The sequence below is a fragment of the Halopseudomonas sp. Lyrl_26 genome, from assembly GCF_051948695.1.
In the GTDB taxonomy this organism is placed as follows: Bacteria; Pseudomonadota; Gammaproteobacteria; order Pseudomonadales; family Pseudomonadaceae; genus Halopseudomonas; species Halopseudomonas formosensis.
The window spans coordinates 1-25081 of sequence record NZ_JAYJLH010000007.1 but is presented as its reverse complement, the minus strand read 5'-3'; the positions used below and the strand labels follow the sequence as shown (position 1 = coordinate 25081).

The 25081-nt window shown below is 62.3% G+C and carries 23 protein-coding genes and 2 tRNA genes; 16 read left to right on the top strand and 9 right to left on the bottom strand.

Features of this window, described 5'->3' with window-relative positions; all coding sequences use genetic code 11:
• Positions 1-16: 16 nt before the first annotated feature.
• From VF673_RS10335 to VF673_RS10280, 12 genes are all read left to right on the top strand, one after another.
• The gene (locus tag VF673_RS10335; protein WP_440291872.1) at positions 17-1741 is read left to right on the top strand and encodes a tetratricopeptide repeat protein; all 1725 of its coding nucleotides are present in this window, start codon (positions 17-19) and stop codon (positions 1739-1741) included.
• Positions 1742-1746: 5 nt separating this feature from the next.
• On the top strand, positions 1747-2361 hold the full coding sequence (gene lolB / locus VF673_RS10330; protein ID WP_440291936.1) for a lipoprotein insertase outer membrane protein LolB: 615 nt from the start codon (positions 1747-1749) through the stop codon (positions 2359-2361).
• A complete protein-coding gene (gene ispE, locus VF673_RS10325) occupies positions 2358-3209 on the top strand; it encodes a 4-(cytidine 5'-diphospho)-2-C-methyl-D-erythritol kinase (RefSeq protein ID WP_440291871.1) in 852 nt (283 codons plus the stop codon). The genes lolB and ispE overlap by 4 nt, the downstream gene beginning before the upstream one ends.
• Before the next feature lie 34 nt (positions 3210-3243).
• Positions 3244-3318, top strand: a tRNA-Gln gene (locus VF673_RS10320).
• Between the two features lie 126 nt (positions 3319-3444).
• The gene (locus VF673_RS10315; protein ID WP_320331587.1) at positions 3445-4386 is read left to right on the top strand and encodes a ribose-phosphate pyrophosphokinase; all 942 of its coding nucleotides are present in this window, start codon (positions 3445-3447) and stop codon (positions 4384-4386) included.
• Between the two features lie 101 nt (positions 4387-4487).
• On the top strand, positions 4488-5123 hold the full coding sequence (locus tag VF673_RS10310; protein ID WP_440291870.1) for a 50S ribosomal protein L25/general stress protein Ctc: 636 nt from the start codon (positions 4488-4490) through the stop codon (positions 5121-5123).
• A gap of 44 nt (positions 5124-5167) precedes the next feature.
• Positions 5168-5743: an aminoacyl-tRNA hydrolase gene (gene pth / locus VF673_RS10305; protein ID WP_440291935.1), complete on the top strand. Its 576-nt coding sequence runs from the start codon at positions 5168-5170 to the stop codon at positions 5741-5743.
• A 36-nt stretch (positions 5744-5779) separates the two neighbouring features.
• Complete coding sequence (gene ychF, locus VF673_RS10300) at positions 5780-6880, top strand: redox-regulated ATPase YchF (RefSeq protein ID WP_440291869.1); 1101 nt, start codon at positions 5780-5782, stop codon at positions 6878-6880.
• Positions 6881-7364: 484 nt separating this feature from the next.
• Entirely contained in the window at positions 7365-8624 is a 1260-nt protein-coding gene (locus VF673_RS10295; RefSeq protein ID WP_440291868.1) for a hypothetical protein, read from the top strand.
• Entirely contained in the window at positions 8621-9235 is a 615-nt protein-coding gene (locus tag VF673_RS10290) for a condensin complex protein MksE (RefSeq protein WP_440291867.1), read from the top strand. Before VF673_RS10295 ends, VF673_RS10290 begins: the two co-directional genes overlap by 4 nt.
• Positions 9235-11988 carry a hypothetical protein gene (locus tag VF673_RS10285; RefSeq protein WP_440291866.1) on the top strand — a complete coding sequence of 918 codons (2754 nt, stop codon included), beginning with the start codon at positions 9235-9237 and terminating at the stop codon, positions 11986-11988. Before VF673_RS10290 ends, VF673_RS10285 begins: the two co-directional genes overlap by 1 nt.
• Before the next feature lie 2 nt (positions 11989-11990).
• Positions 11991-12854: a DUF7281 domain-containing protein gene (locus tag VF673_RS10280; RefSeq protein ID WP_440291865.1), complete on the top strand. Its 864-nt coding sequence runs from the start codon at positions 11991-11993 to the stop codon at positions 12852-12854.
• Between the two features lie 356 nt (positions 12855-13210).
• Here the strand turns inward: VF673_RS10280 and VF673_RS10275 are convergent, their stop codons facing one another.
• The 5 genes from VF673_RS10275 to VF673_RS10255 are packed head-to-tail and all read right to left on the bottom strand — an operon-like array spanning position 13211 to position 15677.
• Positions 13211-13492 carry a hypothetical protein gene (locus VF673_RS10275; protein ID WP_440291864.1) on the bottom strand — a complete coding sequence of 94 codons (282 nt, stop codon included), beginning with the start codon at positions 13490-13492 and terminating at the stop codon, positions 13211-13213.
• Complete coding sequence (locus VF673_RS10270; protein ID WP_440291863.1) at positions 13479-13955, bottom strand: putative molybdenum carrier protein; 477 nt, start codon at positions 13953-13955, stop codon at positions 13479-13481. The genes VF673_RS10275 and VF673_RS10270 overlap by 14 nt, the downstream gene beginning before the upstream one ends.
• The gene (locus VF673_RS10265; protein WP_440291862.1) at positions 13952-14368 is read right to left on the bottom strand and encodes a hypothetical protein; all 417 of its coding nucleotides are present in this window, start codon (positions 14366-14368) and stop codon (positions 13952-13954) included. The genes VF673_RS10270 and VF673_RS10265 overlap by 4 nt, the downstream gene beginning before the upstream one ends.
• Entirely contained in the window at positions 14365-15003 is a 639-nt protein-coding gene (locus VF673_RS10260) for a hypothetical protein (RefSeq protein ID WP_440291861.1), read from the bottom strand. The genes VF673_RS10265 and VF673_RS10260 overlap by 4 nt, the downstream gene beginning before the upstream one ends.
• 17 nt (positions 15004-15020) lie before the next feature.
• Complete coding sequence (locus VF673_RS10255; RefSeq protein ID WP_440291860.1) at positions 15021-15677, bottom strand: hypothetical protein; 657 nt, start codon at positions 15675-15677, stop codon at positions 15021-15023.
• A 528-nt stretch (positions 15678-16205) separates the two neighbouring features.
• On the opposite strand from VF673_RS10255, the gene VF673_RS10250 reads away from it, so the two are divergent.
• The 4 genes from VF673_RS10250 (at position 16206) to VF673_RS10235 (ending at position 21050) form a co-directional block, all read left to right on the top strand.
• On the top strand, positions 16206-16517 hold the full coding sequence (locus VF673_RS10250; RefSeq protein WP_087838477.1) for a helix-turn-helix domain-containing protein: 312 nt from the start codon (positions 16206-16208) through the stop codon (positions 16515-16517).
• Positions 16514-17737 (top strand): type II toxin-antitoxin system HipA family toxin, encoded by a 1224-nt coding sequence (locus VF673_RS10245; RefSeq protein WP_440291859.1) that lies wholly within the window; start codon positions 16514-16516, stop codon positions 17735-17737. Before VF673_RS10250 ends, VF673_RS10245 begins: the two co-directional genes overlap by 4 nt.
• Before the next feature lie 263 nt (positions 17738-18000).
• Positions 18001-20877: a DUF748 domain-containing protein gene (locus VF673_RS10240; protein WP_440291858.1), complete on the top strand. Its 2877-nt coding sequence runs from the start codon at positions 18001-18003 to the stop codon at positions 20875-20877.
• 96 nt (positions 20878-20973) lie between these two features.
• A tRNA-Met gene (locus tag VF673_RS10235) sits at positions 20974-21050 on the top strand.
• Between the two features lie 176 nt (positions 21051-21226).
• Here the strand turns inward: VF673_RS10235 and VF673_RS10230 are convergent.
• Genes VF673_RS10230 through VF673_RS10215 form a run of 4 tightly spaced genes read right to left on the bottom strand, consistent with a single transcriptional unit; the run spans position 21227 to position 24954 of the window.
• Complete coding sequence (locus VF673_RS10230; RefSeq protein WP_440291857.1) at positions 21227-22114, bottom strand: DMT family transporter; 888 nt, start codon at positions 22112-22114, stop codon at positions 21227-21229.
• Positions 22115-22145: 31 nt separating this feature from the next.
• A complete protein-coding gene (gene rimI, locus VF673_RS10225) occupies positions 22146-22598 on the bottom strand; it encodes a ribosomal protein S18-alanine N-acetyltransferase (RefSeq protein ID WP_440291856.1) in 453 nt (150 codons plus the stop codon).
• Positions 22598-23410, bottom strand: a complete 813-nt coding sequence (locus VF673_RS10220) for a hypothetical protein (protein ID WP_440291855.1) — start codon at positions 23408-23410, stop codon at positions 22598-22600. Before VF673_RS10220 ends, rimI begins: the two co-directional genes overlap by 1 nt.
• The gene (locus VF673_RS10215; protein ID WP_090535760.1) at positions 23410-24954 is read right to left on the bottom strand and encodes a 2-isopropylmalate synthase; all 1545 of its coding nucleotides are present in this window, start codon (positions 24952-24954) and stop codon (positions 23410-23412) included. Before VF673_RS10215 ends, VF673_RS10220 begins: the two co-directional genes overlap by 1 nt.
• Positions 24955-25081 lie beyond the last annotated feature (127 nt).

Genomic DNA, 25081 nt, shown 5'->3' with positions numbered 1-25081 from the left:
CTCAAAGAGATTATCCATGACGGCACCCCGACTCCCCACCCTGGCCCTGGCAATAGGCATGCTGCTCGGCGGTTGTGCGGCCACCGGCCCCACGTCCGAATCAGCACCGGCACCCTCTGCACCCGAAGCGCCGCCCGCCGCTGAAGAGCAGATCCAGTATGGCCAGTTCTCTGCCGACACGCTCTTCGCCCTGCTCACGGCGGAGATCGCCGGTCAGCGCAACCGCTTCGATATTGCCCTGAACAATTATCTGGAGCAGGCGGTGGTAACCCGGGATGCCGGCATCATCGAACGCGCCATGGAGATTTCCGAGTTCCTCGGCGCCCGCCAGCAGGCACTGGAGATGGCCCAGCTGTGGATGGAGGTGAGCCCTGAGGATCCCGACGCGCTGCGTGCAGCCGCCCTGCAGCTGGCCCGAGCCGGCCAGCACGAGGACGCCCTGCAGGTAATGCAGCGTGTGCTGGAACTGGATGACGACACCCATTTCGACCTGCTGGCCCTGGCTTCCCTGCAGGCGGACAGCGAAACCCGCGCCGGACTGCTGAACAACCTGATGGCGCTGCTGCAGCGCCATCCGGACAATCCGCAGCTGAGCTTCGCCGCCGCCCTGCTGCTGCAGGAAGAGCAGCGTACCGAGGAAGCCCTGGAGCTGCTGCGCAAGCACAGCGGGGACAACCCTTCGGCCGCGTTGATCATGCTCCAGAGCCGGCTGCTGGCCGGCAGTGGCAACATGAAACAGGCCATATCGGTACTGCAGGGCGGCGTCAGCCGCTTCCCCGAGGACCATCGACTGCGCCTGCTGCTGGCACGCATGCTGGTCAACACCGAGGATTATCCGGAAGCGGTTCGCCATTTCCGCGAGCTGTCCCGGCAGAACCCCGAGGATCCGGAGATCCAGCTGGCCCTGGCGCTGATCGAGATGGAAAGCGGCGACCACCAGGCTGCCATTGCCGAGCTGGAGTCACTGCTGGAGCTGGATCCCGACAACAGCAGCGCTCGCTACCACCTGGGTCAGGCACTCGCCCTGTCAGGGCAGACCGATGCAGCCATCGAGGCCTGGCGCGCCATCCGTGCCGGAGAAGAGTACCTGCCCTCGCGCAGGCGCATGGCGCAACTGCTGGTCGAGCAGAACAGGGTGGGTGAACTGGCGCAGCTGATGCAGGATGAGCGTGTCCGTTATCCGCAGCAGGGCCTGGAACTCTATCTGCTGGAGATCGAGGCACTGGCCCCCGGCGACCCCGAGCGCGCCATGCAGCTGAGCAATGAAGCCCTGAGCCGGTTCGAGGACAGCAGCAGCCTGCTGTACACCCGCGCCCTGCTCGCCGAGCGTCTGGGCAAGCCCGCCGGCCTGGAAGCCGACCTGCAGCGCATACTCGACCTGGAACCGGACAATGCCATGGCCCTGAACGCGCTGGGCTACACCCTGGCTGACCGCAACCAGCGCCTGGATGAGGCCCTGGAGATGATTGAGAAGGCCCACCGCCTGCGTCCGGAAGACCCGGCGATTCTCGACAGCCTCGGCTGGGTACATTACCGGCTGGGCAACCTGGAGCTGGCCGAGGAGCTGCTGCGCCGGGCCTATGCCGCATTCCCCGATGCCGAAGTGGGTGCCCACCTGGGCGAGGTGCTCTGGCAGCTGGGCAAGCATCGCGAAGCCCGGGACGTGTGGGATGAAGCCGCCGCCGATGCCGAAGACAGCTCTCTGATCGATGCCACCCGCGAACGCCTGAAGGCCAACTGAACGTGATCATCGTCCGCCCTCTCCTGCTGCTGGCCCTGTTGCTGACCCTGACTGCCTGCAGCAACCTGCACCAGCGCGAAACCCTCGAATTCGGTGGCGATGCAGCCGCCTGGAATGCCCACCGCAAGGCGGTCGATCCGCTGGACAGCTGGACTCTGCAGGGCAAGCTGGGGGTCAAGGCGCCAAGCGAATCTGGCAGCGGCACCGTACTCTGGCTGCAGCAACGGGACTATTACGACATCCGCCTGTCCGGCCCCTTGGGTCGGGGGGCAACCCGCATCCAGGGCGATGACCGCGGCGTGACCCTGGATATCGCCGGTCAACCGACCCTGACGGCGGAATCGGCCGAGGACCTGCTGGAGCAGCAGATAGGCTGGCGTCTGCCGGTGGAGAACCTGCTCTGGTGGGTGCGCGGCCTGCCGGCGCCGGACAGCCCCAGCCGCCTGCAGCTCAATCCCGACAGCCGCCTGGCGCGGCTGGCACAGGCCGGCTGGACGGTGGAATACAGCCGCTATCAGGAAGTCGAGGGCGTGCAATTGCCCCAGCGCCTGCAACTGTCCGGCCACGACATGCTGCTGACCCTGGTGATCACCCGCTGGGAGCCGCGCCGCCGACCATGAATAGGGCAACCCTGAGCCTGCCGGCACCAGCCAAGCTGAACCTGTTCCTGCACATCACCGGACGCCGGGCGGACGGCTATCACCTGCTGCAGACCCTGTTCCAGTTTCTCGATCATGGCGACACCCTGCATTTCACCCCCCGGGAAGACGGGCAGATCCGCCTGTTGACCGAACTGCCCGGCGTTGCCACCGAGGACAACCTGATCCTTCGCGCCGCGCGGCGCCTGCAGCAGGTCAGTGGCACCCGGCTCGGCGCGGATATCGTGCTGGACAAACGCCTGCCGATGGGCGGCGGTATCGGCGGAGGCAGCTCCGATGCCGCCACCACCCTGGTCGGCCTCGATCACCTGTGGCAGACCGATCTGGGCGAGGACCGGCTGGCCGCCCTGGGCCTGGAGCTGGGCGCGGACGTGCCGGTATTCGTGCGCGGGCGGGCGGCCTGGGCCGAAGGGGTGGGCGAGCAGCTGACCCCGGTGGAGGTGGACGAGCCCTGGTACCTGGTGGTGGTTCCGCCCTGCCATGTGAGCACCGCGGAAATATTTTCCGATGAAAGGTTGACTCGCGACACAACGCCGATTACATTAGCGGCCTTTCGAGAGCACGGCGGTCGGAATGATTGCCTGCCGGTTGTCACAGCGCGTTACCCTGAAATTCGTAACACGTTGATCTTGCTAAACAAATTTTGTGAAGCTAAGATGACCGGAACTGGCAGTTGCTTATTTGGGGCCTTCCCAAATGAACGCGAAGCTGATAAAGTTCGCGCCCGGTTGCCAGCCACTCTGCAAGCCTTTGTTGCCAAGGGATGTAACACCTCACCGTTACATGCTTTACTCAACAAAGCGACGTAAGAAGGATGCAACCCGAAGCATCCGGACAGTATACAGGGGCGTAGCCAAGCGGTAAGGCAGCAGGTTTTGATCCTGCCATGCGTTGGTTCGAATCCAGCCGCCCCTGCCATTTTCTTCCGGCAGCAATAATTCATGACATCTTGAGTCCGGCTCGACCGGCCAGGCGTCTTTTTATTTCGCCCGGCTCTCTCACTGACTCATCGCATTAGACCCACTACCCAGAAGGTAATGTAGCGTGTCCAAGATGATGGTCTTCACCGGGAATGCAAACCCCGACCTGGCACGGCGCGTTGTACGCCAATTGCATATCCCCCTTGGTGACGCCCTGGTTAGTCGCTTCAGCGACGGCGAAGTGAGCGTTGAACTGAATGAGAATGTTCGCGGCAAGGATGTCTTCGTCATCCAGCCGACCTGCGCACCGACCAACGACAACCTGATGGAACTGGTTGTCATGACCGATGCCCTGCGTCGCTCCTCTGCCTCCCGAATCACCGCTGTCGTTCCCTACTTCGGCTATGCCCGTCAGGACCGCCGCCCGCGTTCGGCCCGTGTGCCGATCAGCGCCAAGGTCGTGGCCGACATGCTCGACGTGGTCGGTGTCGACCGCGTACTGACCGTCGACCTGCATGCCGACCAGATCCAGGGTTTCTTCGACATCCCGGTGGACAACATCTACGGCTCCCCGGTGCTGATCGACGACATCCAGGCCCAGCGCCTGGACGACCTGCTGATCGTGTCCCCGGACATCGGCGGTGTGGTTCGCGCCCGCGCCGTGGCCAAGAGCCTGGGCGTGGATCTGGCGATCATCGACAAGCGTCGCCCCAAGGCCAACCAGTCCGAGGTGATGCACATCATCGGTGACGTGGAAGGCCGCAACTGCATTCTGGTCGACGATATGGTCGATACCGCCGGCACCCTGTGTGCCGCCGCCAAGGCCCTGAAGGACTTCGGCGCCATGCGCGTATCCGCCTATTGCACCCACCCCATCCTGTCCGGCAAGGCGATCGACAACATCAACGCCTCGCAACTGGATGAGCTGGTAGTGACCAACACCATTCCGCTGACGCCCGCCGCCGACAGCTGCGAGCGCATCCGTCAGCTGGATATGGCTCCGATCATTGCCGAGGCCATGCGCCGTATCAGCAATGAAGAATCCATCAGCGCCATGTTCCGTTAAGGAGCAGGCGCTGGTTCAAACAGCCCGGCAATAACGCCGGGTTTTATCAATCGTCCGACGTGCTGGTCGCAAGCACCCGGACGCACAGCAAGGAGACTATGATGGTCGACTTCACCTTGAATGCGAATGCGCGTGACGATCTGGGGAAAGGTGCGAGCCGCCGCCTGCGTCGTAACGCCGACCTGGTTCCCGCTATCGTTTACGGTGGCAACAAGGAACCCCAGAGCATTTCCATCGCCGCGCGCGAGCTGAACAAGGCTCTGGAAAACGAAGCTTTCTACTCCTCCATCATCGGCCTGTCCATTGATGGCAAGAATGAAGAAGTTCTGCTCAAGGCCCTGCAGCGCCACCCGGCCAAGCCGCGTGTCATGCATGCCGACTTCCAGCGCGTCGTTGCTGGACAGAAGGTAACCGTTCAGGTTCCCCTGCACTTCCTCAACGAAGAAACCTGCGTAGGCGTGAAGCAGGAAGGCGGCATGGTATTCCGCAACCTGCCGGAAGTGGAAGTTAGCTGCCTGCCGAAGGATCTGCCCGATTCCATCGAGGTTGATCTGGCCGAGCTGAAAGTAGGTCAGGCCCTGCACCTGGCTGACCTGAAGCTGCCCGAAGGCGTGACCATCCCCAGCCTGGCTCTGGGCGATGATCACAACCTGCCGGTGGTGACCATCATGGCTCAGCGTACTGCCGCTGGCGCTGCTGATGAGGAAGCTGGTGAAGGTGAGGAGTCCGCGGAGTAATATCCCGCTGACACCCTGGAGGGGCGCCCGTTGTGACGCAGGGAATCAGGTTGATCGTCGGTCTCGGCAATCCGGGACCGGAATATGACATGACCCGGCACAACGCGGGCGCCCTTTTTGTTGAGCGGCTGGCTGCCGCCCATGGCGTGTCATTACGCCAGGAAAAACAGTTCTTCGGCCTCACCGGCCGCCTGACCCTCAATGGTCAGGATGTCCGTCTGCTTATCCCCACCACCTACATGAACCGCAGCGGTCAGGCGATTGCCGCGCTGGCCGGCTTCTATCGCATCGCCCCCGAGGAGATCCTGGTCGCCCATGACGAGCTCGACCTGCCCCCCGGCGTGGTTCGCTGCAAGAAAGGCGGTGGTCACGGTGGGCACAACGGACTTCGCGACACCATTGCCCAACTGGGCAACAACAACGGATTTCATCGCCTGCGCCTGGGCATCGGCCATCCCGGCCACAGCTCGCAGGTGACGGGCTACGTCCTGGGGCGTGCTCCCAGGGACGAGCAGCAGGCGCTGGACGCCTGTATCGATGAGGCGCTCCGCGAGGTCCCCGGCATGCTGGCCGGCGACTGGACCCGCGTCATGCAGCGCCTGCACAGCTTCAAGGCCTGATTCATTTTCGCCGCAGCCGCGGCAGAGGACACCAGTATGGGATTCAATTGCGGTATTGTCGGACTGCCCAACGTGGGCAAATCCACCCTGTTCAATGCGCTGACCAAGGCCGGTATCGGTGCCGAGAACTTCCCGTTCTGCACCATCGAGCCCAACAGCGGCGTCGTGCCCATGCCCGACCCGCGTCTGGATGCCCTCGCCGCCATCGTCAAGCCCGAACGGGTGCTGCCGACCACCATGGAGTTCGTCGACATCGCCGGCCTGGTGGAAGGCGCCTCCAAGGGTGAAGGTCTGGGCAACAAGTTCCTCGCCAATATCCGCGAGACCGACGCCATCGCCCATGTGGTGCGCTGCTTCGATGACGACAACGTGATCCACGTGTCCAACAGCGTCGATCCCAAGCGCGATATCGAGATCATCGATCTGGAGCTGATCTTCGCCGACCTGGAAAGCTGCGAAAAGCAGCTGCAGCGGGTTACCCGCACCGCCAAGGGCGGTGACAAGGAAGCCGTGGCACAGAAGGCGCTTCTGGAAAAGCTCATCCCCCACTTTACCGAAGGCAAGCCGGCACGCACCCTGATGAAGGAGCTGGGCGACGATGAACGCAAGCTGATCAAAAGCTTCCATCTTCTGACCAGCAAGCCGGTGATGTACATCGCCAACGTCTCCGAGGAAGGCTTCGAGAACAACCCCTACCTGGATGTGGTACGCGAGATCGCCGCCGCCGAAGGTGCCGTGGTGGTTCCGGTGTGCAACAAGATCGAGGCGGAGATTGCCGAGCTGGATGACGAAGAGGAAAAGCTCATGTTCCTCGAGTCCATGGGCATGGAAGAGCCCGGCCTGAACCGGGTGATCCGCGCCGGTTACGAACTGCTCAACCTGCAGACCTACTTCACTGCCGGGGTCAAGGAAGTACGTGCTTGGACGGTCAAGGTCGGCGCCACCGCCCCCCAGGCGGCGGGCGTGATCCATACCGACTTCGAGAAGGGCTTCATCCGTGCCGAGGTCATCAGCTACGACGACTTCATCCAGTACAACGGCGAAGCCGGTGCCAAGGAAGCGGGCAAGTGGCGTCTGGAAGGCAAGGACTACATCGTCAAGGACGGTGACGTCATGCACTTCCGCTTCAACATCTGAGTCGCCAAGCCGTTTTCCTGATGTTTCATGAAACACCAGGAAAGCATAAAAATCCCAATAAAACCGTGCAGTTGCGCGGTTTTATTGTTTCATAGCGCTGCTTCAAGCTTCCCGAGCAGTCAATGCATGCCTGAGTACGCTAGCGAGTACAGCTCTTGGAGTATGTACGAATAAGTGAGTATAGTGCCGCTGTCGCCATGACAAGGAGTCAGCCACCATGCTTACCGACACGCACTGCCGCAACGCCAAGCCCAGGGAGAAGCTCTTTGTGCTGGCTCGCAAGAGCACAAAGAATGTGGCCGCTGGGCTCGATTTCGCCTGAAATCGGGCGCGGCGGCGTGGGGACAACGAATGGTCGATGCGTCCAGCCTGCACCTTATGAAACCCCGCTGCGGCCATGCGCCGGGTTGCCGCCCTGTGCGGCTGGCGGGTGAGAGCATGCCGCACAGGGCATGCCTGCTCGGTGGTGGGAGACTGAACTGACATGGCCAACCCTCGCTCGCTGGTCTACGCGCTTTACACCCATTGGGACACCGTGGAGCTTTTGGTGCGGCTGTCGCGCGAGTTTGCCGTGCTGACCAGCGATCAGGTGTTGAACGGTATTGCCAAGGTATCCGGGCAACGGGATGCCGAAACGCAGGGCGCGGTACTGCGTGCCCTGGTCAATGCGGACATCCTGCAAACCTTGCCGCGCAGCAGCGATCTGCAGCTCAATGCCTATGTGCTGGAGTTCGTGCGCGGCCTCACCCGTGAACATGAGCTGGGCCTGGCTGCCGTACTGCAGGCTCGTGTTGCTGCGATCCGTGAAGCCACCGAAGCACTCAATGAAGGGATGCTCGGAGCCGACATGGATCGCGTGCGCGGGGCCGCCAACAAGCTGGCAGAACTCTTCCGCCAGATCAGCCTGCAGCTCGATCAGGACCGGCACGCGCTCTTTGAGCTGGCGGAAAACGCCAAAAGCGCCGACAGCAGCATGCCGATCAGCCAGCGCTACCGCGAGGTGCTGGAAGCCTACGATCATTATGTGGAGCCGATGAACCAGATGATGGACAGCGGCTCGCAGGGCACCTTCTATCGCTATCTGGAAGAAGCGGAGCGTGCGCTCGACTTGAGCCTAGAGCAATTGTCGGTACAGGGTGCGCTCTACTCGCATCGCCTGCAGTTACGTCAGGTGGCGCACCAGGCCAAGGAGCTGCGGCGCTTTGGCCGGCTGGTTGCGCAACAGTGCGCCGATACACTGCTGCCCCTGCGCGAAGAGCTGCGTCAGCACAACGCACTGACCAGTGCCATCAGCTTGCTGTTGGGTCAGGTGCGCAAACGCGGCCTGCGTCGCGCACTGTCGCGCCCGGCGGATGAGACCGCACTCCCCGTCTGGCGCAATGAGCGCGGTTTCAAATTGCAATTGGGCGATGAGGTACGGGCGGTCATGGCTGCCGCGCGCCAATACCAGCCGCAGGCGGTGGCCTTTCCGAAGGATGAGCCTGGCGATGACGCTCCCTTGCTGGAGCAGGTGGACGAAGCCGCTATTCGTGCGCATCTGGCCCGCAGCCTGCCGGTGGAAAATCTGCTCGATTGGCTGCACCGCCATTACGCCCACCTGCAGGATGCCACCCTGCTGCGCCTGTTCCATGACCTGCAACATGAGCCCGGCTGGCAGTTCGAGGCAGCCAGCCAGCCTGAAAAAACCACGCTGCAGACGATTCGCGTCCTGCATCACCCTCATCGTGTGAGTAGCTTGCCATGACGATTCCACCCGCTTTAGCCGCTGCGCTGGCGCAGATGCCGGCCTTGGCCGAGCTGTTCCGCCTGTTTCTCTCCGGCAAACACCTGAATCGAATGGCCGAGCCCGCGCTGTGGGCGGAGCTGGAACAGCACGAGGCCAGCTATGTCGGCTTGTTTGCCGCGCTGGGGTTCGAGCTGCGCCTGGATGCCAGGGGCTTTGCCTGGTTTCACAACAGTGAGGCCAACAGCAACATCGGCAAGATCAGCCGCCAGCTGGCCTTGCTGTTTATGGTGATCTTCGATGCCCAGGCCAACGCCGGCAAGGCCTTGCAGCGTTTTACCGATTGGCTGATCGACAGCGCCTGGCTGGCCGAGGTTTACAAGCAACAGCAAGACCTGCTGGATGCCGAGGGCCTCAACCTCGACGCCCTGGTGGAGCTGATGGGCCGCGCCTGCAACCTGGGCTTTGCTGTGGCTGAGCCGACCGGCTGGCGACTGCTGCCCGCTGTATGCCGCTACCTCGATCATTTCGAAAGCCTGGCGTTGGCGGCCAAGACCGATGGCGACGAAGAGAGCACGCCCGCAGCGGAAGACTGGACTGCGGATGCACCAGACGACGAGGAGAACACCTGATGCAGTACGGCTTCCAACGTCTGGTCCTGCTGGGGAGTGCCGGCTACTCGCGCGCCGAGCTGCCGCTCGATGGTGCGGTCTCTCTGGTGGCGCCCAACAACACCGGCAAGACCAGCCTGATCAATGCCCTGCAGTTCCTGCTGATCATCGACCGCCGCCGTATGGATTTCGGGGCGCACGATGTGGACAAGAGCCGGCGCTTCTATTTCCCCAACAACAGCGCCTATGTGCTGCTGGAGGTGTCGCTGCCGGAGTCCGGCACCGTCGTGCTGGGCTGCGTGGGCAAAGGGGTGAGCTTCGAGTACGAGTATTTCGCCTATGCCGGGCCGCTGAAGGTTGAGGAGTTCTGCCTGCCGGATGGCACTTTGGTGGCACAACCGCAACTGGCCAGCCATCTGGCGAGCTTTGGGCGCCGGGTGTTCAGCTACAGCAGCAGCGAATTTGCCGACATGGTGTATGGCGGGCGCAACCGCAAGCTCGCCAGTCAGCAGGATTTCTGCGTTTTCCGCCTGGAGCACGCCAGCGATGCCAGCGTTTTTCAGCGGGTGCTGACCCGCACACTGCGCTTGGACAAACTGCGCTCCAGCGAGGTAAAGGACTATCTGCTGCGGATTTTCCGCCGCGATCTGCCGGATGCCAGCATCGACTTCAAGGCGGAATGGGACAAGGCATTCGCGGATCTCAATGCCGAACGCAGCCAGTACCTGGCCGCCGTGCGGCTGCAAGCCACTCTGAGCGAACTGGAACAGAAGCAGGAGGCCCGCTTGGTGTTGCGCGGCAAATTGCTGTGCTGGCGCCCCTTGATCGACGCGGCACTGGGTCAGTGGCAACAGCATTACGAGACCCGCCAGCAAACCTTGCAGCATGAGTTGGCGCAGTGCGATGTCGAGCTGCAGCGCCTGCGCGAAGAGGATATGCGGTCGGCTGGCGAGAAAAAAGAGTGCGAACTGGAACAAAAGCAGCTCCGCCAACAAAGCGAACAGTTGCGCGCGTTGCAGCAGCGTTTTGCCTTGATCCCCGACCGCGCCCTGCTGGAGGCGCGCCGCCGCGAGCTGCAGGAACAACGGGATGCGCTGGTGGTGCGTATCGGCCAGGCCCAGAGCCGCACGCCTGCGGCCATCGAGCGCGAGCTGACACGGATCGAACGGGAATCCGCGCAGCTGGCGCAGGAGTTGCGCACCCAGGGGCAGAATCTCTATCAGCAATTGGCTGGTGTCGTATCTGCGGAACAACTCAACGCGCTGAACAAGGTGCTGGCCAAGCCGGTACTGACCCTGGGCAGCGAGGATTTCCGCCTTGATGGCAAGGCCCTGCTTGCGGCCTTGGTCGATGCGAATGCCGGGCAATTCAATTTACCTGGCCTGCAACTGCGGCTGGAAGCCCTGCCGGCACAGTATCAGCAACGGACCCTGGCGGAACTGAGCGAATTGCAGCAGGAGTTGCAGCAACAGCAGACTCAGCTGCAAGAACAATTGGCCACCGCCCTGGCTCTGGAAAACGTCAAACAGCAACGCCAAGCGCTGGAGCAGCAACTAGCCGAACTGGATGCCGAATTGCGGGACTACGCGCACATGCAGGACTTGCGGCAAAGCGAGGCCGAGCGCGAGGAGCGGCTGCAGACACTGGCGAAAAAGCTCGCCGAACTCGGCGCCAGTCTGGCGCAGTCGGCAGAGCGGCACCGCGCATTGGATCAGCAGCGGCAGCAGCGGCAACAGGATTTGGCGGCCTTGCAGCAGCAACACCGGCAGATCGAGCAACGCCGTCATCAGCGAGTCGACCACGAAGGCCCCTTCACCTGGCTGGCCGACCTGCCGCACAGCCCTTGGTTGGTCCAGCCCGAGTTCGCATTGGAACAGCTGGCCGAGCGCCTGCAGACCTATCAGGCCGACTGCCGCCAGTTGCTGGAGCTGGATGAGCAGATCCGCCATCTGCTGGGTGAAATCCATAGCGGCGGATTGACCAAGTATCAGTTTGTCGGCGAACCGGAAAGCGAGATTGTTCGTCTCGTTGAATTCGCCCATCACCTGCCACAGGAAGCCGAAGCCCTGGAAAAGAAAGTACGCTCGGCGGTGGTGAATGTGGCCGCCTGCCTGCGCGAACTGCGCGACGGCCTGTTTGCTTTCAAGCGTCGGATGCGCGAGTTCAACCGCAAGATCAGCGGCCGGCAACTTTCCGATCTGGCCGTGTTCAAGATCGAACCCGAAGACGAAACCATTCTGGTCGAGGCCATCGAACTGCTGATCAGTACCGCCGCCACTGTGGACAGTGGCGAAACCTTCGAACTGTTCAACCAGCAGAGCGTGCTCGACGATGATCAACTCAATCGCGCAAAGACCCTGCTGATCGAAGAGGGCAACGCCCGCCATGGCCTGCGTGTGGCCGACCTGTTTCGCCTGCGCTTCTGGGTCGGCAAGGCAGATCGCGAGCCGGAAGCCTTCGATGACCTCGACAGTGCCGCCTCCAATGGCACCGTGCTGATGGCCAAACTGGTGACGGGGCTGGCGATGCTGCATTTGATGCAGGATCAGCGTCGCCCCATCCAGGGTATCTGCTACCTGGACGAGGCACTGGCCCTGGACGCCCGCAATCAGCGCAGCCTGATCGACACGGCGGCGGAGTTCGGCTTCTCGCTGATTTTTGCCTCACCCGCGCCGCTGACCACCGTGCGCTACTGCGTGCCGATTCACACGCGCAACGGCAGCAACCAGATCAGCCGTCATAGCTGGCAGATCATCGAACCGCTGGACGCCTGAGCATGGATCGAACCCTGCGCGCAGCCTTGCTCAAACTGCATGGCCAACAAGCCCTGCCGGCCAGCTATTTCACCGCCGCTCAGCGCAGCGCTCTGGATCGCTTTGCCCGGCAGACAGGAGCGGTAATCTGCCAGCGTCAGGGGCGCGGTGATGTTTACCGTGTCAGCGATCCGCGACTATTCGATATCCATCTGAGCGCACTCTCCCCCCAAGTCGGGATGCTATCCACGGACGACCTGCCGCTGCGGGCGCAACACATCGCCCACGCGCGCGACAGCAAAGCGCGCAATCATCAGCATGAGTGCTACTACCCCTTGCTCAAGGCCGTTGGCGAAAAGGTTCTCTGGCGGCAAGGCGAACACGGGAGCGAACTGCCACTCAGCCAGCTCACGCACCACTTCGGGGCTACCAGCCTGCGCATTGAAACTAGCGACACCTGGCAAAGCGGGCAGCCGCTCTGGCTGGTGGAGAACCAGGCGCTGTTTGACCGCACGGATTGGCTGCCAGTAGGAACGCAAGCCTCCCTGCTGTACTACGGCGGCCAGCTCGATGGCCGGCTTCTCGCTTGGCTGGGGCAGCGCCCGCGTGCAAGCCGTGTCGTACTGTTCCCGGACTATGACGGCGTGGGGCTGGCCAATTTCGCGCGACTCTTTGCACAGCTTGGCGACACTTGCGAATGCTGGCTGATGCCCGACTGGCAAAGCAAACTGGCACGCTATGGTAGCCAGCGGCTATGGCAGGATACGCTTCGGGAGTTCACCAGTGCTGTTCCGCAGTTGCCTGATTATCTGGACCCGTTAACCGAACAGATGCGCCAATCCGGACTGGCGCTCGAACAGGAAGCGGTCTGGCTACCTGTTCTGTAGGTGCCTTTCGAGTAAGCGTGCTATGTCGCCTGGGAACATACCCGCTTCCAGAGCCTGTCTCAGAATCAGCTCCAGCCGCTGCCAATCTTGCGGCGAGGCGGCATTGCTACCAACGGTTTCTGTCAGGTGGAACATCAGTCCTTCCAGCAGTTCTTCGTCACCCACATCCGCTGCGGCCTGCTCCGCCAGCGCCAAGAGGACGTTGTGTGCTGATGCCAACGAGTCGATTGGCACCCCGGCCAATGCTGCAGGGGTGCAGCGGGCTTTGGGCTCGGCAGCTCGTGATGACCGAGGAGTCGTCCAGGTGCAAGACATCAGGCCGCTGGTGGAGATCAGCCACCGTAGTGTTGGCTTTGTCAGCGAGGGATGGAATTGAGGTTGGCGATCCAGGCCGCACCGGCGGCCAGCGCATCGGCCTCGCTGGGATAGGTTGTCGCTGGGCCGCTGATGATGCAGAGCTCGGTTTCAGCATCACCTTCCACCGTCCACAGTTCCCAGGTTCCGTCGTTTTTCCAGCTGGGGATGGCGGTGTAGGGTTTGTCTTTCAGCGCAGCCAGTGCGGCATCCACTTCGGGGCGAATCTGCAACTCACCCGAGTAGATATAAGGTGTCGCACAACGGGCATCAGATCGGTTCATGTTCCGTACTCCACAAAAGCTCCAGTAGCGCGCTCGCCTGCAGGTAAATACCGGGGTTGCGTACTTCACTCGGGCCAGCAATGTTGAGAATAGCGATGGGATGGCTAACCAACCAGTCTTGCCATGCCGCCAACAGCTTTTCTGTAGGGACATGCAAATTGCACAGCAGCAGCGGCTTGCCGTGCCCCGCCGCCAGATCGCGAGTGAGCAGGCTGCCACCTTCGAGCCGATCCCGGTAAATGATCAGCGTGGCATCAGCGTCCAGAACATTGCGTTTGGTACGCTGGTGGTAGCCGCTGGATTCGGTCTCCATCAACTGGTAGCGAGCATCCAGTACGCCATCAGCAGCCCGTCGGCCTGCCGGGCACCAGCCGCCGTGCGGAATCTGCCGGGCAATGGCGAAATCCAGCGCAGCCCGGTCTACGCCGGTTTGGCCGCCGGAGAGAATGCGCTGAATATTCACCCTTGCCCCGTTGCTGCGACCGTGCAGCTCACTTGAACTTCGGCGCTGGGCTGATCTGCCGACAGCTGACCGATGCGCCCGCGCTTGCTGGCAAGCTTCAGTTGCTTGCGCACCTGTTCCAGGCTGCGCTTTTCAATAACTGCGGTATAGCTTGCACCCAGCTCACCATCCGCGTCGATGAACAGCTCGATACGCGTCACCGGAAGGCCGAATGCCGTGAAGCTGCGCGCCGGCGTCAGCGACCAACTGCCGGGAGCATTGGGCGCAATCCCGTCCAGTACGTGCAACGGCAAGGCTTGACGGCATTCCACGGCGGCGACGATGGCTGGCTCGATCTGCAACCAGCGGTTGAGGTCTGGGGTAGTGCCATCCATCAGCACCACCGGCATGGCCGCCAGCAGCAACGCTTTCATCCCTTGATGTTCCTGATCCAGAAGCGGCGGTCATCGACCGTGAAGTTGGGGTCGTAGCCGACCAGGGTCAGCAGCGAACCGACATAGTAAAGGCCGAACTGATTCATCAACCAACGCTCCGGGTCGCCGGGCAACTTGCTGTAAGGCGGGGTCGGTCCATCGCTACGAACCTGACCGCTGGTTTTGCCGGAAATGGAAAAGCTCTTCCAGGTCAGCACGAAGTTGTTTGACTGTTTCGGCAGCTCCGGCGCGCAAAGCGACAGATTGCTGAAGCGCTCGGAGCGCTTGGCGTCGTGCCAGAGCACTGCGTCAAAGCGAATGCAATCACTGGCTTTGAGCGTGAGGCTGCGGGTCAGCGTCATCTGATCAGCCGGAATTTGCAGATTGCTGATCACCACCTTGGGCCATTCCGGGGCGCGACCGTCGGTAGACAGATTCTGGCGCAAGGCGTTGTGCAGTGGAGTGCCCAGCAAGCTGTTGCGGTTTGCCGCGCTTTCGGGCGTAGCCGCTTGCGACAGACTGGTCCCAATGGATTGTCCCAGTCCGTTCAGGGAATCCAGCGCCCCCTGCATGTCGGTTGTGGCACAACCTGTCAATACAAAAGGCAGAAGCAATAAGCTCCGGTAGTGTTTCATCGCAGTTCCTCGCAAGGTTATCCGTTGAAGAGGGCATTGAGCCGGGCGCACCAGGTTTCCGCCGCCCGACGGCTCATGGGAAAACTGAGCAGCGGTCGTTGCGGGTCGGCGGTTTGCAGCTCGATGGCGAAGTCCTTGGCGCGTACCGTGCGCTCGAAGGTCGGCACGCTCATGCAGCTGGCGTTGACCTGACGGCTGCCGCCGTTCATCTCCATGCTCTCGACCTCGCGCCAGGTCATCCGCCACCCAAGCAGCCAGGAGAAGTCGTGGATACGCCAGGCTTCAGCCACGATTGAGCAGACAGCCAGTTTGCGATGCTGCCGGTCAAACACTAGAAAGGCCGGCGCGGGGTAGCCCAAGAGATGTCCAGCATCGAATGACAGCCCCTGCTGAGCGTTGAGCTTGGCCACAAGTGCCTGACAGCGGGCCTGCAAGCGCGCCAGAAAGCAGAAGGACAGCATGAAGATCGCCAGCGAAATCAGCAGATAGAGCATCAGCTCACTGGTCAACAGTCCCCAAAGCGATGTCTGTGACAGGCGCGCAGGCCCCACGCCGAACATCGCCAGTACAAGAATCAGCGTAAGAGCAGTGGCAGCAAGACCTGAAAGCCCAGCCACCGGAACTGCCAGCCCCGCAGCCGCCCCGACCCCGGCAGTCTTCCAGACGCTTGCCATACGTCATCACCTCCATGTTGTTACTCATAGAGGTCATTCTATGGCGCTTGAATTAAATTGTTACTTATAGTCCGGGCACTTATCGGGCGTAGCCCTATAGAGGGGGTACTCATAGAGTCATTTCTCTTTAAGAAGAGAGAAATATGGCCCTTGATCCCCGACTACGCTTCGGCTTGAAGCTGATAGAAATCAGAAAGACCAGAGGGTGGTCGCAAGAACACCTGGCACTGGAAAGTGGCTTGGCGCGCAGCTATCTGGGGGGGTGTTGAGCGTGGGCAACGCAACATCGCCTTACTCAACATCTTCAAGCTGGCCGAGGCGCTGGGGGTGGAGCCTTCAGTACTGCTGGAGGCGCCGGCTGCTGGACAGGAGCCGGCACCGTAACATCGTAGCACTACGGTAGCGTAACGTTACGATGGTCACTGCCTAGTCGCTCGCGGCAGCTATCGCAGCCATCTGCTTTCAAGAATAAGTAAAGTACATTAAAATGGCACTTACGCAATTTTTTCCGCATTAAGGGTCATAAAAGTGACTTTTCATCTCTCGACTCCCGCTGAGATCCTGCACGCGCTGGGTGCTCGTCTGCGCGAGCAGCGGCTTGCCCAATCGCTTACGCAGCGTGAACTGGCGCAAATGGCCGGACTGTCCTTGGGGGCGTTGCGCAAACTCGAAAGCGACGGTCAGTGCTCGCTGGAAACGCTGGTCCGTGTCGCGCAGGCACTTGGCTTGCTGGAGGCGCTGGACGATCTCTTCGTGCTCAAACGGCAATCCATCGCCCAGATGGAGCAGGTGGACCTTGTCAGCCGCCGCCAGCGTGCGCCGCGTAAGAGAACATCATGAAGCTGCTTACCGTGCATTATTGCGGCTGGGGAGAAGACTGGCCGTTGGGACGCCTGGCCGATGACGGTCAATCCCTGCTCTTCGAATATTCTCCCGAAGCTCTGTCTCAGGGCCTGGAATTGTCGCCCTTGCACCTCAAGCTGCGTGCGGATGCTTACGGTGGTTTTCCGACCCATTTGCATCGCCTTCCGGGCCTGATCGCCGACAGTCTGCCTGACGGCTGGGGTTTGCTGCTGATGGATCGCCTGTTCCGTCAACACGGCTTGCGCCATCCCGGGCCACTGGACCGCCTGGCCTTCATTGGTGAGCGCGCGATGGGCGCGTTGCGCTTCGTTCCGGCAAGCGACGCCGGCGCCCACGAGCCCGACTGGTCCTTGCTGGCGCTGGCCGAGCAAAGCCGTCTCGCGCTCGCGGGCGAGGCGGGGGCAGCCCTGCGCGAGCTCGCGCTCACCGGCGGCTCACCGCAAGGGGCTCGACCCAAGGCCTTGGTGCAGTACGACGCAATGACCGGGCAAGTCAGCACCCGTCCGGATGCGCCCGGCAGTCCCTGGCTGGTCAAGTTCCCGGCGCAGAACGAACACAAAGAGGTTTGCGTCATCGAGCAGCTCTATGCCGAGTTGGCTCGGGATTGCGGACTGGATGTGCCCGAAAGTCGTTGGTTCGACCTTAGCCCCGAACTGGCCGCCTTCGGCGTCGCGCGCTTCGACCGGGAGGGAGGGCAACGCGTCCCGGTGCACAGTCTGGCTGGATTGTTGCAAGTGGATTTTCGCCTGCCCGGTGCCACCGACTATACCGCCTTCCTGCGGGCTACCCGTTTCCTGACGCGCGACGAGCGCGAAGTGGAGAAAGCCTACGCACGAGTCGTCTTCAATGTGCTTTTCCACAACCGTGACGACCATCCCAAGAATTTCGCGTGGCGTCTCGGGCCTGACCGGCGCTGGCGTCTGGCTCCGGCATTCGACCTGACCTTCAGCGAAGGCCCGATGGGCCAGCATCACCTGGACGTTTGCGGCGAAGGTGCTGCCATCGAACGCCGGCATTTATTGCGTCTGGCGGAGGAAGGTGGCGTCCCAAGGAAACGGGCGGAAGAGGTCATCGAGCGGATGTTGCTGCAGGCAAGCTCATTAGGTGAGCGATTTGAGCGTGCTCCGATCAGGCAGATGTTGGCGCAGCAGATAACATCCACCATTGATGCCTGTCGCAGGCGCCTGGAAAGTTGAATCCGAGCCGGCGCAACGGCGCCAGATCAGGGTTGAACGTACTCAATGCTGAGTTTTTTGAGTACAAACATGAGTATATTTTTTAATGGAGCAGCATGGTGAACTGTTCATTCAATGACTTGCAGTCACAATCGCTGTTCAACGTCTAATCGTACCCTTCAGCCAGGGGCGGTATCCACTACCGCCCCGTACCACTTCCCCATCCTTTTTTGCCTTCCACCGTGCGATACTGCCCATAGCTTCAAGCGAGACGGGTAGAGTCCATGCGCATCAAACCAAGAACCCTGCTGATCAGCCTGGCCGCAGCTGTCACCCTGTATGCCCTGCTGGGTTTCCTGCTGCTGCCCGCACTGGGCGTCTACCTGATAAACAGGCAATTCGAAGAGCGGGCGACTGTGCCGGCCCATCTGGAAGCCATCCGCTTCAATCCCTTCACCCTTGAACTGACCCTGCGCAAGCTGCATATGGGCGAGCCGGACGCACCGCAGGTGGCCTTCGACCGCCTCTATGCCAACCTGCAGTTAGACAGCCTGTGGAGCGGCGCCCTGCACCTGCGCGACGTGGAGCTGGAACAGGCCCGGGTGCAGGTGCTGTTTGCCGAGGACGGCAGCCTCAATCTGACTCGCCTGCTGGTACTGCCCGAGCCGGAGAATAAGCCGACGGAAACCGAGGACAGCGGCCCCTTCCCCCTGCGCATCGATCGCCTGGCGCTGCTCGGAAACAGTCTGCAGTTCCAGGATCTGCGCCCGGCCGAGCCGGTGGAGTTCGGCTACGACGCGGTGGATATCCAACTGACCCGGCTCAGCACCCTGCCCGAGGACAATGCGCAGATGCAGGTCAGCGCCCGCGGGCCTTACGGAGCGCTGATCACCTGGGAGGGCGAGGTGCGCCTGCTGCCACTGAAATCCAGCGGTCGCCTGCAGATAGATCAGATTCACCTGAGCACCTTCTGGCCCTATGTTCGTGACCACCTGCCACTGAATCTGGGCAGCGGCGACATCAGCCTGGATACCCGCTATGAACTGGATCTGGCCGAGACCACCGAGTTGCGGCTGAGCGATACCTACCTGCAGCTGAGTCAGCTGGCGTTGATCAGTGCCGGCCAGCCGTCGCTGCAACTGGAGAGTCTGGAGATCAGCGACAGCACCCTGGATCTGGCCCGGCGCGAGGCGCGTCTGGGCCGGGTAACCAGCCAGGGCCTGCAGCTGCAGGCCAGCCGCCTGGCGGATGGACAGATCGATTGGCTGAAGTTGCTCGAACGCAGCGATGGGGCACAGCAGCCCGACGCAGCCGAGACGCCTCAGGCTGCCCCGGAAGAGGACAGCGAGCCGGCGCCGCCATGGCGGCTGCTGGTGGATCAGGCGCAGCTGCAGGGCTACCGACTGCAGCTGACCGACCATCAACCGAGCACTCCGGTGACCATTGAAGTGGGACCGCTGAACCTCAGCCTCAACGACTTCGACAGCCAGTCCGAAGGCGTATTCGAGCTGAGCCTGGACACCCTGCTGAACCAGGAGGCCCGGCTAGCCATCCAGGGGACCGCCGGCATCAACCCCGTGCGGGCGGCGCTGCAGGTGGAGACCGGCGACATCGACCTGACCCTGGCCCAGGCCTACCTTGCCCCGCTGGTGAATCTTGAGCTGCGCTCAGGGCGCCTGAACAGCCAGCTGCAGGTCAAGCTCGACCAGCTGCAACCGCTGCAGCTGGACGTTGGCGGTCAGGCAAGCATTCGCCAGCTGCATGTGGTCGACGGCCCGGCCAAACGGGATCTGCTGAAATGGTCGAGCATGGATCTGAACGAGCTGCACTACCGGGGCAGTCGCCTGGATATAGGCCGAGTTGCCCTGCAGCAACCCTATGTACGCTTCATCATCAACCGCGACATGAGCACCAACTTCAGCGACCTGGTGAGAGCCCAACCCGAGCGCGAGGCCCCGGCAGCCGAGGGCGAACCCTTCGGTATCCGCATCGGCGGCATCAGCATCGCCGACGGCTCGGCCAACTTCGCTGACTTCAGCCTGACGCCCAACTTCGCCACCGGCATAGAACAGCTCAATGGCAGCATCGGTACCCTGGACAACCAGCGTACCCAGGCGGCCCGGGTGGATCTCCAGGGCAAGGTGGATCGCTACGCCCCGGTCACCATCCGCGGCGAGCTCACCCCCTTCGACCCGCTGAACAGTCTGGACATCGCCACCAGCTTCAAGAACGTCGAGCTGACCACCCTGACGCCCTACTCCGGCAAGTTCGCCGGCTACCGCATCCGCAAGGGACGGCTGAATCTGGATCTGCACTACCGCATCAATCAGGGCCAGCTGCAGGCCGACAACAGGGTCCTGCTTGAGGACCTGCAGCTCGGCGAACGGGTCGACAGCCCGGACGCGGTGGACCTGCCGGTACGCCTGGCCCTGGCCCTGCTCAAGGACACCCGGGGCAACATCGATATCGAGCTGCCGGTGGCCGGCGACCTGAACAATCCCGAGTTCAGCGTCATGCCCATCATCTGGCAGACCCTGCGCAATCTGGTACTGCGTGCCACCCAGGCACCGTTCAAGTTCATCGCCGGGCTGGCCGGCGGCGGTGACGCCGACCTCAGTCAGCTCGGCTTCAGCGCCGGCAGCAGCGAGCTCGATGCCAACGCCACCCAGGTGCTGGCTACCCTGGCCCAGGCCCTGTCCGAGCGCCCGCAGCTGGCCCTCGAAGTGGAAGGTGTCGGCGCTGCCGAACTCGACGGGCCGCAGCTGGCCGCAGCCCGCCTGGAGCGGGAACTGCGTCAGCTCGCCGCCAGCGAAATGCGCCGCCCGCCGGAAGACCCGTCCACCCTGGAGCTGGATGAGCGCGACCGGCGCAAACTGATCCGCACCCTGCATGAACAGCTGCAGCTGGCCGAGCCGGAGGAATGGCAGGCGCTGTCACGGGATGAACGCACCGAGGCCCGCAGCCAGGCCCTGATCGCGCACTGGAGCGACAACCCGGTGGCGCTGCGCCGCCTGGCCCAGCAGCGCGCCGCCGCGATCAAGGATTGGCTGGTGGATGAAGGCAGGCTGGAGCCTGAACGCATCCATCTTCTCGACGTGGACGAGACCGGTAAGGCAGATCAGGGGCAGATCGCCACGCGACTGCAGCTGGGGATCCGCTAGGCTCGCCCTCCCGGGTAAGCGATTGAAAATTTTACCAATTGCGCGAAATCCCTCTTGACAAGGTTCTCCCGTATGGGAATAATGCGCGCCTCAGATGGCTACATAGCTCAGTTGGTTAGAGCACAGCATTCATAATGCTGGGGTCCCTGGTTCAAGTCCAGGTGTAGCCACCAACAAATTCAAAGGCTTAGCTTCGGCTAGGCCTTTTTTTTGCCCTTCGGATTTGCCTCGGATTTTTCCGCCGATCGTCGCCACCGCCGTCGACCGCGTGGAGCTAGCATGCTGCTGCCATACAAGCAGCTGAGTAGCGTGCAGAGACAGGTAACGCCAATTACGCGGCGCGGGGGTGTCAACGCTTCCAGCGGGTCGCCACCAGCAGCCCCATGAAGGTCAGCGCACCACCGGCCAGATGGAACCACCGCAGCTGCTCCTGCAGCAGCAGCACCCCGAGCAGTGCGGTGAATACCGGCACCAGATAGCTGAACAGTGAAGCAGCGGAGGGTCCCAGCACCTTCACTCCGTGATTCCAGGCCACGTAGGCCAGCAACGAGGCGAACAGGGCGGTGTAGCTCACCGCGCCTGCCGTGTGCCAGGTGAGCGGCATGGGGCCGAGCCGCGCCTGCTCCCAGAGGAAGAAGGGAGTCAGCAGGGGCACACCGCACAGCAGCATGGCGGCCATCAGCACCAGACCCGGCGCCTGGATCGGCCAGCGCTGCAGCAGCACCGAATACAGCCCCCAGGACAGCACCGCCACTACCATGATCAGGTCGCCTCGGTTGAACTCCAGCTGCAGCAGACGTCCAAGCTGACCAGCGGACAACACCAGCAGCAGGCCAGCCAGGCCCAACAGGGTACCGCTGATGGCCGCGCGGTTCGGCCACTGGCGCAGCAGCAGGACGGACCAGAAGAATGCCGCCACCGGCAGCCCGGTGCCGACCAGAGTAAGATTGATCGCCGAGGTGCTCTGCGCAGCCTGGTACAGCAGGGTGTTGTAGGAAGAGATGCTCAGCGCCGCCAGTACCGCCAGCTGTTTCCAGCTGGCCAGCAGCGCGCGCCGGTGCTGCCACAACCCTCTGGCCGTAAACGGCAACAAGAGGATCAGAGCCAGACTCCAGCGCCAGAAGGACAGGCCGATCGGTGGCAGAATGCCAATCGCAGCCCGTGCAATCAGTGCGTTGCCAGCCCAGGCCAGTGCGGTCAGCACCAACCAGAACACGGCCCGTTGCCGCACGCCCATATATACCCCGCGTGTATCTGCTGGTCTTGCTTCAATCGAGCAGAGTGTAAGCCATCACCAGCGCGTCCTCACGGCCACCCACTGCGGGGTAGTAGCCACGTCGACGACCGATCTCATTGAACCCGGTGCGCTCGTACAAGCGGATAGCGGGCTGGTTTGATTCGCGCACCTCGAGAAACGCGGTCTCGGCTCCCCGCCCGCGCCCCTGCAACAGCAGATGATCGAGCAGCTTGCCACCCAGACCGTTGGACTGGCTTTCCGGCTTGACCGTCAGGTTGAGCAGATGACATTCATCTCCGGCGGCCGACAGCACTCCGTGCCCCACCTGCTGATCGCCGAGGAACATCAGCCAGCACTCGTAGCCGGATTTGATGCAATCAAGGAAGATGCCCCGTGTCCAGGGATGACTGAAGGCGCTGAACTCGATTGTCAGCACCGCCTCCACATCCGCCTCGGTCATCGGGCGAAACGTCGGTTCTACCATTACTCACCCTGCCAGCGATGCATGATGCGTTGCAGCTGGCTCCACAGCCGCGCCTTGTAGCGGGGCTCGCCCAGCAGTTGCTCCAGCGTCGGAGCAAACCAGGCCGGCGGTAACGCCTCCAGCATCTGCTCACCCTCGGGCTGCTGGCCCTCGCCGAGCAGGTCCGGTCCGAGCAGCAGCTGGGGGAAGCGACCAAAGCAGCCGACGGAGTGCGCCTGACGCCCTTCCAGACGCCCCTGCATGAAGACTTGCAACGCCCGGCTGGCCGCGGGCGCGCTGCGATCCAGCTGCGGATTGCGGTTCAGCGGCCAGCGAAAATCGGCCACAAAGGCCGGCGGGGGCAACTGCACCGCCCTGACAATATCCCTGAGCAGATTCAGCTCCGGGGAGGCGCTTTCCAGTCCCGGCTCGTGCACCTCGAGCAACAGGGCGCAGGAACCGGCTTGCCACAGCTGCAGGTAGAAAGACTCCAGTGGCTCGGCCTTTACAGGCTCCTCCCGGGACGGCGCCGGCGCTTCGGCAGCAGGGGCTGGCTGAGCTTGCTGGCGGGGGGTATCGGCACCGGCGATACGCGCACGGATCTGCTCCACGGCCGAGCCGGCGTTATTGCCGGTCGACTGCGGGCCGGGCCGGATCACGATACGCTGTTCAGGCAGCGAGGACTCAGGCGCCTGCGTGTGGGCGTCAGGCTCGTCCTCCCACTCCGGCATCAGGGGCGGCAGACGCCAGGCCGCATTGGCCAGTGGTTGACGCGGCACCCAGCCAACCACGCCCATGGCTTCCAGATACGCCAGGCGTGTGGACTCCAGCATCAGATACCTTCAACCTGCGGATGGGCCTTGAGCACACCGGACTGGATCAGGTTCAAGGCATTGATATAGGCCTTGGCCGAGGCAATCACGATGTCGGTATCAGCGCCATTGCCGTTGACGATGCGGCCATCCTTCTCCAGTCGTACGGTTACCTCGCCCTGCGAGTCGGTTCCCTCGGTAATGGCATTGACCGAGTAGAGTTGCAGATTGGCACCTGAGTGTGCGATTTCCTCCAGTGCACGGAAGGCCGCGTCAACCGGACCGGAGCCCGAAGCCGAGGCCTGGCGTTCAACGCCATCGACTTCCACGCTGATCTTCGCCACCGGTGTTTCACCGGTGCGGCTGGTGACATCCAGATAACTGAGGCGCATGCGCTCCGGCACATCGGTAATGCTGTCGGAAACCAGCGCCTGCAGGTCCTCATCGAAGATCTCGTGCTTCTTGTCTGCCAGCTCCTTGAAGCGGGCGAAGGCTGCATTCAGCTCGTCCTGATCGGCCAGCTCGATACCCAGCTCCTGCAGACGGGTACGGAAGGCGTTGCGCCCCGACAGCTTGCCCAGGGACAGCTTGTTGGCATGCCAACCAACCGACTGGGCACTCATGATCTCGTAGGTCTCGCGGTGCTTGAGCACCCCATCCTGGTGAATGCCCGATTCGTGGGCAAAGGCGTTGGCGCCGACAATGGCCTTGTTCGGCTGCACCGGGAAACCGGTGATGCTCGATACCAGGCGCGAGGTACTGAGGATGTGTTCGGTAACAATACCGGTATCCACCTGGAATACGTCCTGGCGGGTACGCAACGCCATGACGATCTCCTCCAGCGCTGCGTTACCAGCTCGCTCGCCCAGACCGTTGATGGTGCATTCCACCTGGCGCGCACCGGCGGTGACCGCGGCCAGCGAGTTGGCTACTGCCAGTCCCAGATCGTTATGGCAATGCACGGAGAAGATCGCCTTGTCCGCGTTGGGCACCCGCTCGATGATCTGGCGAATGGTCTCGGCGAACTGGTGGGGAATCGCATAACCGACGGTATCGGGAATATTGATGGTCCGCGCGCCGGCGTCGATCGCCTGCTCGATGATCCGACACAGGAAGTCGATCTCGGAACGACCGCCGTCCTCGCAGGAGAACTCGACATCCTCACACAGATTGCGCGCGCGCTTGATCGCCCGCACGGCCTGTTCGATCACCTGGTCGGGCTGCAGGCGCAGCTTGTATTCCATGTGGATCGGACTGGTAGCAATGAAGGTGTGGATACGACCGGCATTGGCATTGGCCAGCGCCTCGGCGGCACGGTCGATATCCGCGTCCACCGCCCGGGCCAGACTGCAGATCCGGCTGTCCTTGATGGTGTCGGCAATGCTTTTCACCGCCTCGAAATCACCCGGACTGGCAATCGCAAAACCGGCTTCGATCACATCTACCCGCAGTTTTTCCAGGGCACGGGCAATGCGCAGCTTCTCCTCCCGGGTCATGGACGCACCGGGGCTCTGCTCGCCATCACGCAAGGTGGTATCGAAAATGATGACGCGATCCTGACTCATCTGCCTGTCTCCTCGGTGGTACTGCGGTAATGCCGGAAAGTATACCTCAACGCCAGGAGCGAGAGAGGATGCGCAACGGCAAAGAAAAAACCCCAACCTGTTTCCAGATCGGGGTTTTCTATTTGAA